The organism is Vibrio sp. 1F255 (assembly GCF_041439145.1).
Classification (GTDB): Bacteria; Pseudomonadota; Gammaproteobacteria; order Enterobacterales; family Vibrionaceae; genus Vibrio; species Vibrio crassostreae_C.
In genome coordinates, this window is record NZ_JBGONQ010000043.1 from 21,040 (window position 1) to 34,171 (window position 13,132).

10 protein-coding genes and 2 pseudogenes are annotated in these 13,132 nt (G+C 46.0%); all 12 read right to left on the reverse strand.

Annotated features, from left to right (window positions below):
- Positions 1–69: 69 nt before the first annotated feature.
- The gene (locus tag ACED41_RS19455) at positions 70–1,815 is read right to left on the reverse strand and encodes an arylsulfatase (RefSeq protein ID WP_371725496.1); all 1,746 of its coding nucleotides are present in this window, start codon (positions 1,813–1,815) and stop codon (positions 70–72) included.
- Between the two features lie 93 nt (positions 1,816–1,908).
- Positions 1,909–1,977 (reverse strand): annotated as a pseudogene (locus tag ACED41_RS19460) (sel1 repeat family protein); the annotation flags it as partial.
- Positions 1,967–2,308 (reverse strand): annotated as a pseudogene (locus tag ACED41_RS19465) (hypothetical protein); the annotation flags it as partial. The pseudogenes ACED41_RS19460 and ACED41_RS19465, both read right to left, overlap by 11 nt.
- 72 nt (positions 2,309–2,380) lie before the next feature.
- Positions 2,381–3,784, reverse strand: a complete 1,404-nt coding sequence (locus tag ACED41_RS19470) for a coniferyl aldehyde dehydrogenase (protein WP_371725497.1) — start codon at positions 3,782–3,784, stop codon at positions 2,381–2,383.
- A 271-nt stretch (positions 3,785–4,055) separates the two neighbouring features.
- Positions 4,056–4,538, reverse strand: a complete 483-nt coding sequence (locus ACED41_RS19475) for a MarR family winged helix-turn-helix transcriptional regulator (protein ID WP_017061075.1) — start codon at positions 4,536–4,538, stop codon at positions 4,056–4,058.
- 362 nt (positions 4,539–4,900) lie between these two features.
- Entirely contained in the window at positions 4,901–6,112 is a 1,212-nt protein-coding gene (choV, locus tag ACED41_RS19480; protein ID WP_371725498.1) for a choline ABC transporter ATP-binding protein, read from the reverse strand.
- Positions 6,113–6,114: 2 nt separating this feature from the next.
- A complete protein-coding gene (gene choW, locus ACED41_RS19485; RefSeq protein WP_019824535.1) occupies positions 6,115–6,957 on the reverse strand; it encodes a choline ABC transporter permease subunit in 843 nt (280 codons plus the stop codon).
- Positions 6,958–7,052: 95 nt separating this feature from the next.
- Complete coding sequence (locus tag ACED41_RS19490) at positions 7,053–8,024, reverse strand: choline ABC transporter substrate-binding protein (protein ID WP_017070132.1); 972 nt, start codon at positions 8,022–8,024, stop codon at positions 7,053–7,055.
- 119 nt (positions 8,025–8,143) lie between these two features.
- Positions 8,144–9,856, reverse strand: coding sequence for a choline dehydrogenase (gene betA / locus ACED41_RS19495; RefSeq protein ID WP_371725499.1), 1,713 nt, complete (start codon positions 9,854–9,856; stop codon positions 8,144–8,146).
- Positions 9,857–9,928: 72 nt separating this feature from the next.
- Positions 9,929–11,389, reverse strand: coding sequence for a betaine-aldehyde dehydrogenase (betB, locus tag ACED41_RS19500; RefSeq protein ID WP_136978621.1), 1,461 nt, complete (start codon positions 11,387–11,389; stop codon positions 9,929–9,931).
- 125 nt (positions 11,390–11,514) lie between these two features.
- A complete protein-coding gene (gene betI / locus ACED41_RS19505) occupies positions 11,515–12,117 on the reverse strand; it encodes a transcriptional regulator BetI (protein ID WP_004732441.1) in 603 nt (200 codons plus the stop codon).
- 429 nt (positions 12,118–12,546) lie between these two features.
- Entirely contained in the window at positions 12,547–13,011 is a 465-nt protein-coding gene (locus ACED41_RS19510; protein WP_371725500.1) for a hypothetical protein, read from the reverse strand.
- Positions 13,012–13,132: the final 121 nt, after the last annotated feature.

Genomic DNA, 13,132 nt, shown 5'->3' on the forward strand with positions numbered 1-13,132 from the left:
ATTCCTTTACACGGTGTTCATCGGCCAACCAAGCTTGATGGCATTAGGTTGGCCGAGTGGTTTTTTCCTCTATTTCACGTTTTCAAACGGGTGCCACGCTTCGTCAACCGGGACGATATTTTGCGCTTTTTCGTATTCTTGATATTCAGCGACCATTTCAAGGAACAGATCTGGCATTTGGTTTCTCAAGTCATGTTGCTCAGCTGGATCTTTCTTGGTGTTGTATAAGTGCCACTCACTGTCACCGCCCATTCCCGTAGAAATTCGGATGATCTTATGATCACCTTTAAGCAGAATTCCGCTACCAAACAATTCAAATGGAATCGCATTGTTGGCACTGTGCACGTCTGCCGTTTCCCCTTTGAAGTAAGGCAACAAGCTCACACCACTCATCGGCGCCACTTCTCGACCTTGATATTCGGTTCCTGGATGATCGACCTCTGCAATCTCAAGAATCGTGGCTGCAATGTCCTTCACTTGAGATAAGTCGTCTGTCTGAGTTCCCGGCTGTAACGCATCTTCACCCTCTAGAAGCGCTTTGGCTGGCTTAACGATAAACGGCACACGGATACCGCCCTCTGCTGTGTAAGCTTTGTACCAAGATAGGCCACCGGTTGAAGCGCTTGCCCACTCAGGGCCAAGTGACACACTGGAGTTCGCCTTGCCCAAGTTTTCAGTCGAATTATCAAAATGATGAGCAGTCCACGTTCGGATCAAATCACTGATATTTTCACCGGTAATATCCGCCGCTTCTGGGCCGTTATCCGCTAGGTACATGATGTAAGTATTGTCGTATTCCCCGATTTCTTTCAGGTAATCAACTATCTGACCGACTTGTTGGTCCTGCATTTCCATCATGCCCATCGCGACAGCCATTTTCTTTCCGTACCACTTTTGTTCTTTCTCAGAGAGCGAGTCCCAAGGTCGGCTTAATGCGTTACGATCTGAAATATCGGCGTCTTTTGGAATCACACCCATCTCTTTCATGCGTTCGAAACGATCTTCTCGAACCGAGTCCCAACCATGTTCAACGTAGTAATCGACTTTATCTTGATAGGCAGACTCAGGCGCTTGCAGTGGCAGGTGAATACCGGTGAATGGGACGTAAGCGAAGAAAGGCTTGCCGTCGTCTTTTTTGCTGTCGATCATCTTGATGATCTCGTTGGTGTAAACTTGGTCTGAGTATTCGCCTTTGTATTTATCCTCAACCACTTCACCGTTGCGGTAAGTTGGCTCAACTTCAACACCGGGAATATCGCCTTTTTGCAGCGCATCCGCTGTCGCAGCGTTTTTGGCTCGGAACATCATATCTCGGTTAAAGTGATTCGAACCGCCCGCTAAAATACCATAACTCTCACCAAAACCTCGATCATCAGGTAGGAAGCCATCCTCGTGCCCCAAATGCCATTTACCAGAGAGGTAAGTGTTATAGCCGCTCTCTTCAAGCAACGTGGCGACCGTAACACCTTTCTTGGTGAGGTAACCTTCATAACCCTGCTTACCAATAGCGCCCGGATAGACGGCATAATCAAAGGTGCCTAGCCCAACCTCGTGACTGTTTGCTCCGGTTAGCATCATAGAGCGCGTTACCGATGAGGTTGGTGACGCGTGAAAGTTAGTAAACTTAACCCCCTCTTCAGCCAGCGCCATTAGGTTTGGGGTATCCGCTTCTGAGCCATAAGGCTGTGTATCGGCAAAGCCCACATCATCGCCAACAATAACAACAATATTCGGTTTTTCTGATTCAGCCGCAAGAGCAGCACTGCTTGCCGCAGCCATTGCAGTGAAGACTAAAGATTTCTTGAATGTCTGCATAAGACGTTCTCCAATTTCTGTGATTAACTTGTTTCAGTAATTAACTTTTCTGCGAGTAACTTTTTCTGTGAGTAACCTGAGTTAAGATTTGAATTAATGCGCGGCTTGCGACATCCAATGTAATAAGTCGAGCGCAGGGTCATACTCTTGAGCTCCAGCCATAGAACCACTCATAATCGTTGATACACACGTTGTATAAGAAGATGCCAACAAACATCGACTTCTCAAATGCGCTGTAAATCATGGTTGAGGTACGCAGCGATTTGTACTTCGCCGAGAACATCAACAACACACCAATACAGCCAACCATCACACCCCAGTGTTGATAAGTACCGAGCAAGTACTCCTTGTTTTCCATCATGGTATCGTTGTACGAGAACAGCGTCTGCATACTCCAATCTGGCGCTAGGAAAGTGGAAAATGCCGTCGCTGTTAAGAAACCTGTAATCATCAAATACGATTTGATCGTACGTTCAAAAAAACGTTCCAACATAAAAGTAACCTCTTAAAATAATTTCGTGAAAATAACTTTTTGAAAAATAAACAGTGTCATACCAACAGTGATTTACTGGCCAAGCATGCCCATCACTGCGGTTTTTAATTCGTTGTCTTCTTTTGAAAACAGATGCTTAACGCGGTGATCTAAACCTGTTTCCAACACAGTTTTAGCGTGAGAGAAAGTGATAAACCCTTCTTTACCGTGATAATTGCCCTGGCCTGATTCGCCAATGCCACCAAACGGCGCGTCATCAACCGCTAAATGGAAAACACAGTCATTAATACACATGCCACCGGAGTGAACTTGGTGCTTAACCTGAGCCTGTAAACTCAAATCAAAGCTCATCAGGTAGAGTGCTAACGGCCTTGGTTTGCTATTGATGACTTGGAACGCCTCTTCGACATTGCGATACGTAATCAAAGGTAATAATGGGCCGAAAATTTCTTCGTTCATCACCTTGGATGACAGGCTTGGTTCAACGATCAAATGTGTCACCAACCGATGAGTATTTAGGTCCATCGATTCGTCATGGCAAGCAACGATTCGTGTCCCAGCTTCCTGCTCTTCATTCAACAGACCAGCAATACGATCACATTGGCGAGGGTTAATGAGCGAGGTTAAACTCTCAGAGTAGATCCCTTCATCAAATAGCTGTTGATATTGTTTTTTGTACTCCAAAATGAAGGCTTCGAGCTTATCTTCAGGGAGTAGCACGTAATCTGGAGCGACACAGACTTGGCCGTTGTTTAGGCTCTTGCCATAAATGATTCGCTCCACCGCAATATCAATCGGCATGTCTTCTGCCACGATAACCGGCGACTTTCCACCCAGCTCTAGCGTGACTGGGGTTAGCGTATCAGCCGCTGACTTCATCACTTGGCGACCCACTTGGGTTGAACCCGTAAACAGAAGATGATCAAACGGCAATGCCGAAAATGCGGCTGCGATTTCTACCTCACCTTCAACCAAGCACACCTCATCGGCATGGAAAACTTCCGCCAATAGCGCTGTTAATACTTGGTTCGTCGCTGGGGTAAATTCGCTCATCTTGATCATGGCGCGATTGCCTGCAGCCAGCGCCGAAATAAGCGGACCGACGGATAACATGATCGGGAAATTCCACGGAGCAATAATCCCTACGACGCCTTTGGGTTGATAAACCACCTCAACACGAGAGGTTGAAAGCAAAGGGCCGGAATGACGAATTGAAGATGTCGACCAATGAGGCAAACACTCAATGCTGTGACCAATATTTCCGATACAAGGCAATATGTCAGCCATCAAAGTGTCTTGTCGGCTGCGGTGACCATAGTCCTCACTCACGGCTACACACAAACGATCTGTGTAATCGATTAGCGCAGATTTAAGTGCGAGCAGCTGCTCAATTCTCTCCGATATCGCTGGCATCGGTTTCTGTGCAAAAGCTCCCTGCATGCTGTTCAACGTCATGGTCATTTGTGTTTCATACATCACCTCGTGGTTAAGATGAGCACACAATAATACACAACAGACCGGTCGGTCTAGTGTTTTATTGTCAGAGAATCGTCAATGGAGTTTTGATTACAATCCAATGAGGCGGCTACAAACGGGGCAAAAGGTCAGGGGGATTTAAAATAAGAAGGCGTAACTTACACGCAGGGCAAATAGAGATTTTAAATGGCAGGATCAAAAATGGCCGCTTAGTGCGACCATTTGACAATTATTTAAGTTGTTGTTCTAAATAAACAATTTATAAATAAGGTTAGCTCTTGGCTACGTTTGCAATGCCTTCAAGTTGAAGTACTGGAGCGGCGTCGATGTCTTCTGCGTTCATCATTGATGATACTCGCTGCATTGAAGAAAGCAGTAAGCTTTGCTCCCACGGCTCTAGGTTTTGGAATTTTTTAACGAAGTTATCTTGCAGCGGTGGTGGCGCATTGTTTAGCAACTCTTGACCTTTTTCAGTCAGGTTTGCGTGTACTTTGCGGCGATCTGACGAGCTGCGAACACGTTGTACATAGCCATTCAGTTCCAAGCGATCGATGATCGTGGTTGTGGTGGCTTGGCTTACATTGGTGTGATTAGACAATTCTTTGATCGTCACATTACCCATTTCTTGGATTGCTCTCATTAAGATTAATTGAGGGCCAGTCAAACCATACTCTTTACTCAGCTTTTTCGAATGTAAATCGATAGCGCGAATAATTTGGCGAATAGCGACCAGGATTTCGTCATGTTTGTCCAAGATGCAGACCTTTGTACTAATATACTGTGAATGGTTTTACAGCGTCGAAGCGATGATATGTCCTGATTATTTACGTCAGGTGAGCTCGAATTACACTGTAAATTGATAAATTACTTCATTGATTTTTCCGCATTGTACTGATGTTCATACTATTCTCAATCTTTTCTATACCACTAAACTTGCGTGGTACGGCACTTTTACTTAATGAAGGGGAAATGAAAGCTTCAATGAAGGCAAAAATAACGAGTCAGAGAATACAAGTTCAAACAATAATATATTTTAATAATCATAGAGGTAGAGAGACTTAACCCTCTCTACCTAATAAAAAACCAGCCCTAATCGCCAAGCTGGAAAACGAAATTTTACGCGGCTGTATTCATCTGAAAATTACCCGTTAGTGCGTTGTAAAACTCGCTGTTATCCAGAATACCAACCAGTTGATTGTCTTCCACCAGCAAAATCGGGTGGTTACTGATCTGCTTGAGCTTAATCGCATCACGCATGCCAATTTCCGGACTTGCCACGACCACACTCGACGCGCTGATCGCGGTTAGGTCGTCAGATTCGCTCCACTCGACAAGCGCCAAAGTAGATTCACCTTTTACTGATAAAGCACCTTCACTCTGTTCAATCCAGAGATCTTTAGAATCGCAGATCTTCCAGCTTTCATTCTCTTGCGTCAGTGAATCAAGAGGCTGCATCAAAGAGCGACCTTTAAGTACATTCAGTGGGTTGGTGTGAGCCACGAAGTCTTTTACGTATTCTGTTTTTGGCGTCAATACGATCTCTTCAGGCTTACCGTGTTGAATCAGCTTTCCTGACTCCATGATCGCGATGTTGTTACCAATCTTCAGTGCTTCATCTAGGTCGTGACTCACAAACAGAATCGTTTTGTTGAGTTTGTTTTGCAGCGTGATCAGTTCATCTTGCAGCTGAGCACGAATCAATGGGTCAAGCGCCGAGAACGGTTCATCCATCAATAGAATGTCGGTGTCCATAGCGAACGCACGCGCCAAACCAACACGTTGCTGCATACCGCCAGAAAGCTCATGCGGGAATTTGGTTTCCCACTCCGCTAGGCCGACCATTTCTAATTGTTCACGCGCTTTTGCACGACGAACATCTTTTGCTACGCCCTGCATTTCAAGACCAAACGCCACGTTGTCTAATACGTTAAGCCATGGCATCAAAGCAAACTTTTGGAAAACCATGGATACACGGTGAGTACGAAGATGACGCAGAGTCGCTTCATCACACTGTGCTAAATCGACTTGTTGGTCACCGTCTTTGATCGTCAGTGAACCACGGCTGATCTCATTCAAACCGTTAACTGCGCGAAGTAAAGATGATTTACCAGAACCAGACAAACCCATCAATACACAGATCTCGCCTTCTTCCACCGTCAACGACACATTGTCTACGCCGACAACTTGACCTGTTTCATCGATGATCTCTTGGCGAGTTTTACCTTGATCGAGTAGCTCAAGCGCTTGATTGGCTTTGTTACCAAACACAACATCAAGGTTTTTAATGGTAATCGCGTCCATTGCCTTTTGTTCCTGAGATATAGACATGATTAAGCTTCCTTCTGGTTTGGTGTTTTGCACAAGCGGTCAAGGATGATTGCGACTAAAACAATCGCTAATCCGGCTTCAAAACCTTGTGAGATGTTTACTGTGTTCAATGCACGAACAACAGGTTTACCAAGCCCGTCAGCACCAACAAGAGCAGCGATAACCACCATCGAAAGCGACAACATAATACATTGGGTGACACCCGCCATGATGCTTGGCAGAGCGGCAGGTAATTCAACTTTGAGCAGTAACTTCATGCGACTTGCACCAAAGGCTTTACCCGCTTCAATCAGCTCTTCAGGCACTTTGGTGACGCCTAAGTAGGTCAAACGAATCGGTGCAGCTATTGCGAAAATAATGGTCGAGATTAAGCCAGGAACGATACCCAAGCCGAATAGAACCAGAGTTGGAATCAAATACACAAACGTCGGAACGGTCTGCATTAAATCGAGAATTGGGCGCAACATCGTATAGAGCCAAGGACGGTGAGCAGCCATGATGCCAACCGGTACGCCAATTAATACGGAAATCGTTGTCGCCGCAAAGACGAGAACAAAGGTTTCCAGCATTTCTTGCCAGTAGCCGAGGTTAAGAATAGTCAGCAGTGCCGCGACCACAAAGATCACTAGCGAAGGTTTACGGTGTAAGTACCACGCAATCGCAGCGGTAATCACGATTGGCAGTGCAGGCGGCATCCACTTAAATACGTCGACTAAAAACATAATGACGGTTTCTAGAAAAATCGAAATAGCGTCAAAGAATCCTGCTGCATTGATTGTTAGCCAATCAACACCCGCTTCCATCCATTGTCCGACAGGGATTTTGTTTTCCGTAATAAAATTCACAATATTGCCTTTTATTATGGGTGGGCTACTTCAAACCAATCGATAAATTGGTAAGCCCACCTTTATTATTTATATAGCTGTTGAGATAGGTAGAACTAAGCTTTAACTTGCTTTAGGTATTCAGTAACGGCTTGAGTCGCTGATTCACCTTTATGCGTTTTTACGTTGTCTAACCAAGCTTCAACTTGTTGAGGGTTGTTGTTCAACCATTGTTGAGCCGCTTTTTCTGGCTTCACTTTTTGGTTAAGAATCTCTTCCATCAACTGGTTTTCCATCTCTAGAGTGAATTCTAGGTTTTGTAGAAGTTGACCGACGTTTGCACACTCAGACAGGTAGTTTGAACGAACGTTGGTGTAAACATTCGCGCCGCCGTAGTTAGGGCCGAAGAAGTCGTCACCACCTGATAGGTATTCCATCTCAACATTGCTGTTCATTGGGTGCGGCGCCCAACCTAGATAAACGATCCACTGGCTACGACGAGCAGCGCGAGATACTTGCGACACCATGCCCGCTTCGCTTGATTCCACTAGGCTGAAATCTTTCAAGCCAAACGCGTCTGAATCAATCATTGATTGTATTAGGCGGTTACCGTCGTTACCCGGCTCGATGCCATAGATGCGGTCTTTAAATTTGTCGGCATGTTTTGCTAGGTCGGCGAAGCTTTTTACACCTGAGTCGTACACGTATTTTGGTACGGCTAGCGTGTATTTTGCGCCTTCAAGGTTGGCACGAACGGTTTCAACCGTGCCCTCTTCACGGTACTTAGCAATATCGCCTTCCATGGTTGGCATCCAGTTGCCTAGGAATACGTCAATATCGCCGTTCGCCATTGAAGAGTATGTCACCGGTACTGAAAGTAGGTCGGTTTTGGTTTTGTAACCAAGGCCTTTTAATAGTTCAGAAGTAACGGCGGTTGTTGCGGTAATGTCAGTCCAGCCTACATCAGCGAAGCGGACGTTTTCACATTGCTGTGGTTCAATAGAAGCGTTAGCACCAAATGCAAATGAACTGATGGCTAATGTTGCTAATACCTTTTTTGTAGCGGTTTGTTTATGTTGAGTCGTCATAATGATTCCTTTTTATCTTTCCTTTTTCTGCCCTAACTCATACTAATCAGGGCAGTTTTGCTGACTTTTGACTAATTTTGGTTGTTACTTTTTATTATTTTTATCTCAATAACAGAGGCTTACGCTTCTCTTACTGGTTTATTGATTCTTTGCTTCTCTTGCCATTCAGGTGCAATCCACACTGGAACGTCCTGCTCTTTGAGCATTGGCTTACCCAAAATCAAATCGGAAGCACGCTCAGCCACCATAATGGTCGGGGCGTTAAGGTTGCCGTTTGGAATAACAGGGAAAACAGACGAATCGACAACGCGTAAATTATCAATGCCGCGAACGCGACACTCTTCATCAAGCACTGCCATTGGATCATCATCAGCGCCCATTTTGCAGCCACATGAAGGGTGGTACGCACTTTCCACGTTCTGTTTAACCCATTCGTCGATTGCTTCATCGGAAGTCACACTTAGACCCGGCTGAATCTCTTCACCTCGGTAAGCATCCATTGCTGGTTGAGACAAAATCTCACGCGTTAGACGAATACAATCGCGCCAATCTTGGCGGTCTTGCTCAGTCGAGATGTAGTTGAAAATGATCTCTGGCTTGGCATGCGGATCAGCAGAAGTGATCGCAACCGTACCGCGACTTTCTGGCTTATTAGGCCCAACGTGTACTTGGAAACCGTGACCATCAAAGGCCGCTTGTCCGTCGTAACGCATCGCTGCTGGCAGGAAGTGATATTGAATGTTTGGCCACTTCAATCCTTTACGAGAGCGAATGAACGCACACGATTCAAAGTGGTTAGTAGCACCCAGACCTTTGCGAGTCAGAATCCATTCCGCGCCAATCATGCCTTTGCTCACCAAGCCAAGCTTGCTGTTGAGTGTGATCGGTTCGTTGCAGTGATATTGGAAGTACACTTCTAGGTGATCTTGAAGGTTTTCACCGACACCGCTTAGTTCGTGTTTAACTTCAACGCCGGCCTTTTCAAGCACGGCTTTCGGGCCGATACCAGAAAGCTGCAGCAGTTGAACCGAGCCAATAGAACCCGCAGAAGAGATCACTTCTTTGTTCGCCACAGCCACCTGGGTATTGCCTGACTTTTCAAACTCGACACCAACCGCTTTCAAGCCTGATTGACCTTCTAAGTCTTGTGCTTCAAGTAAGAAACGACGCGCCACGATACCTTTCTTCAAGGTCAGGTTTGAACGCTTCAATGCTCGACGTAAATAAGCGTTAGAGGTTGAGGCTCTAACACCCTTGTCTACCGTCATATGCATAGTGCCGAAGCCTTCTTGCTGGTAGCCGTTGTAATCGTTGGTTTCTGGGTAACCAGCGTCTTTACCTGCATCGATGAATGCTTGGTAAAGCGGGTTAAGCTCCATATCGTTACCATTACAAGTGCCGACAGGACCATTGTCACCACGGTATTCATCACCGCCTTTGTTCCATGATTCAGCGCGGCGGAAGTAAGGCAAGCATGCTTGATAGTTCCAACCCGCTGCACCCTCTTCTTCCCATTGGTCAAAATCACACGCGTGGCCACGAACATAAACCATGCCGTTGATCGATGAGCTGCCGCCTAACACTTTGCCACGTGGGCAGTGCAGTTCACGTCCATCAAGGCCCGGTTCTTTCTCTGTTTCAAATTGCCAAGCGTACTTTTCAGTATTCATTGGGTAAGAAAGCGCGGTTGGCATTTGGATAAAAATACTCTTATCCGTGCCACCAGCTTCCAGTAATAAAACGCTATGTTCACCGCTTTCCGTTAGCCTATCCGCTAACACACAGCCGGCCGAACCCGCGCCGACGATAATATAATCGTAGCGTTGTTCCATGTTTTGATTTCCCTGAGATGAGTCAGTAGGGCTAGCTCTGTTAAGCTAACCCATAAAATTGAGTGTTACGCGTTAGGCATAAGGGCTGGCGTAGTCGCCAAGTTCAATAAGAATGCTCTTAGTCTGCGTATAGTGAAGTAGAGTTTCTGGTCCATTTTCACGGCCAATACCCGAAAGCTTGTAACCCCCAACTGGCATTTCTGCTGGTGAGTCACCCCACGTATTAACCCAACAAATACCCGCCTGCATTTGGTGAATAACACGGTGCGCACGAGAAAGGTTTTGCGTGAACACACCAGCCGCAAGGCCGTATTTGGTGTCGTTTGCACGGCGAATCACATCGTCTTCGTCCGAAAACTTCAACACTGACATCACAGGGCCGAAGATCTCTTGTTGAACGTGAGGCATGTTGTCTTCGCAATCCACAAACACGGTTGGGATAACAAAATTACCGTTTTCGAGGCCGTTGTCTGTCACTTGATAGCCGCCCGTCAGCAGGGTTGCGCCCGACTGTTTAGCTAGCTCAATGGCTTCAAGGACTTTTGAAAGGTGTTCTTTAGAAATCAACGCGCCGATCTGAGTCTCCATGTCCATTGGGTTACCAATGATGAGCTTTTCAGTGCGTGTTTTAAGTTGGTCGATGAAATCGTTGTAGATGTTTTCATGAACGTAAACGCGAGTACCGTTAGTACACACTTCGCCTTGGGTGTAGAAGTTAGCCACCATCGAAGCGGAAACTGCATCATCCAATTTCGCATCATCAAACACGATCATCGGTGACTTGCCGCCAAGTTCCATGGTGACTGATTTCAGCGTCTTAGCGCTGTCTGCCATTACCGCTTTACCGGTACCGGTTTCGCCCGTGAACGACACTTTCGCGATATCTGGGTGCGCCGTTAGCATTTGACCTACACGGTAATCGCCCTGAACCACGTTGAACACGCCATCAGGAAGACCAGCTTCGGTAAAGATCTCTGCAAGCTTGAGCGCCGTTAGCGGCGTTTCTTCTGAAGGTTTGAAAATCATCGCGTTACCCGCGGCTAATGCCGGAGCCGATTTCCACATCGCGATTTGAATTGGGTAGTTCCACGCGCCAATGCCCGCACAAATGCCTAGCGGCTCGCGGCGAGTGTAGAAAAATTGAGATTCGCTCAGCGGCTGTTGGTCGCCTTGTAGCGTTGGAGCCAAACCAGCAAAGTATTCAATAACATCAGCGCCAGACGCCACATCCACTTCAATCGCTTCTTGCAGAGGCTTGCCCGTATCAACAACCTCAAGATTTGCAAGGTCATTATTTCGAGCTCTAAGTATTTCCACTGCCTTCAAAAGAATGCGGCTGCGTTCCACAGCGGTCATTGCTGACCATACCGCAAATCCGCGTTTCGCAGATTCAATAGCACTGTCGACATCCGCAGAAGATGCTTGGCCTAACGTCGCGATAGGTTCACCGTTTGCAGGGTTAATGCTATCAAAGGTTTCACCAGAGGTTGCTTTAACCGCTGCGCCATCGATGTATAACGAGTTCATTTCCATTTGAGATTCTGACTTAATTATTGTTATTAGACTCTACTGGTCTATATGTGAGTATTAGGTGCGAATAGTGGTCGTTCTAGCTCTTGCTCTTGCTCTAGCTCAACGTCTAGCGCTACCACTGCGATCTATTTGCTGTGACACGAGTAGAACGTAAGTTGTTTATCTAGATAATCATTGATGATGGCACGCGCCTTTTGAGCATCGATACCATCTGGGTTTAATGTGCCTCTCAGCCACAAACCATCAATCAGAGACGCAATCCCGTGAGCAACGAGATCCGCTTGTTCATGATTCAAAATACCTTTCAACTCAAGACGTAAGTGTGAAATCAAACGTTTTTCATTCACACGTTGCAGTCTTTTCAGCTGCTCGTCATGCATTGAATATGACCAAAATGCCAACCACGCCTTCGCGACCTTATTTTCTGCTTGGTAACCTTCGAAGTTACCATCGATGATCGCGTTAATTCTCTGTTGGTGAGCATCAACAGGAAGTGCTTTTAGTGACGTGGTGATGGTATTGGAAAGTTGGCGAAGGATTTCACGCATGGTCTCTTCTAGCAGCCCATGCTTTCCACCAAAATAGTGATTAATAATGCCAGTGGAGACTCCCGCTTCTTTGCTGATCAACGCAATACTCGCGGCATGCAAACCCACTCGATCAATCACCGTCATGGTGGCTTGAACAAGCTGTGGTTTACGTATATCAGGCATCCCAACCTTCGGCATTTCTTAGCCCTTTTATTTTATATTGAACGTTCAGTTAAATATAAAATGACAGAAATTTAGTTAGGGTTCAAATGATTATTTAAAACAAACTCGTAACAATGCAGCATTCAAATCAACAAAAATCATTATAAAACAATAAATTAAATATCATTTAGAGCACTAACGAAAACAATTAAAGATTTGAGGTGTGATAGTTATTGGTCAAATGTTTTTGCTTGTTCTGAACAAACTTCAACCGCTCATCTTCTGTGCAGAAACAGGGCGAGACACAGCGAATAGGCATCGTTATTTGTGTATTGGGAGAGAAAGTCGATGATGCGATTGATGAAGAGTAAAAATGAAAAACAGATACAACGAGAGCACCATAAACAAGTTCGGTGCTCTCATTTTTATCGCCAATATTGAGGTAATGAAGCGTGGTTTGTTCAACTAAAAAGCCAAGTGGTAACTATTGCTCGATTGATCCAGTGAAATTACCCAACTTTGCTCTTGTTCACTGCTGCTCATCGGCACCCAACGAGCGTAGATTTGATCCCAGTTCCCATTCACTTCTAATTCCACCACATCGATTTGAGTTGGGTATACCGTTGTGATTCTAGATAATGGGTCGGCGACAACATCACCGTTACTCATCACAAATGCCGACTCGGAATACAAGTGCAACGCTCCCGGAGTGGTTCCCGTGTAATCCATCGACAAACTGATCTTCTCACCTACATCAAACGAAAACCCAGCTTGCGCAACAATCTCCGAAGTGTCGGTTATTGCTGCAACGGCTGGCTGAGCAGGAGAAGCGGGCGTCTGAGCCGGTGTTGGGGTGGCCGATGGTGTTTGAGCTGGCGCAGCACTTGAGCTTCCCCCACCACCTCCGCCGCCACAGGCTGCGACTAACAAAGGCAGAGAACTGATGGTAAATAGTTTGATTGGGCGTTGTTGATCAAATCAGCTTGAAGATCAACGACACCATATGTAGCTAGCCGTTAGCTTCTAACGGGCATACCTAGTCCTATGACTT

What these genes read in the sequence shown, in the direction of transcription:
- ACED41_RS19455 (WP_371725496.1), bottom strand. Translation starts at nt 1,815, where the DNA reads ATGCAGACATTCAAGAAATCTTTAGTCTTCACTGCAATGGCTGCGGCA.
- ACED41_RS19470 (WP_371725497.1), bottom strand. Translation starts at nt 3,784, where the DNA reads ATGTATGAAACACAAATGACCATGACGTTGAACAGCATGCAGGGAGCT.
- choV (WP_371725498.1), bottom strand. Translation starts at nt 6,112, where the DNA reads ATGTCTATATCTCAGGAACAAAAGGCAATGGACGCGATTACCATTAAA.
- ACED41_RS19490 (WP_017070132.1), bottom strand. Translation starts at nt 8,024, where the DNA reads ATGACGACTCAACATAAACAAACCGCTACAAAAAAGGTATTAGCAACA.
- betA (WP_371725499.1), bottom strand. Translation starts at nt 9,856, where the DNA reads ATGGAACAACGCTACGATTATATTATCGTCGGCGCGGGTTCGGCCGGC.
- betB (WP_136978621.1), bottom strand. Translation starts at nt 11,389, where the DNA reads ATGGAAATGAACTCGTTATACATCGATGGCGCAGCGGTTAAAGCAACC.
- betI (WP_004732441.1), bottom strand. Translation starts at nt 12,117, where the DNA reads ATGCCGAAGGTTGGGATGCCTGATATACGTAAACCACAGCTTGTTCAA.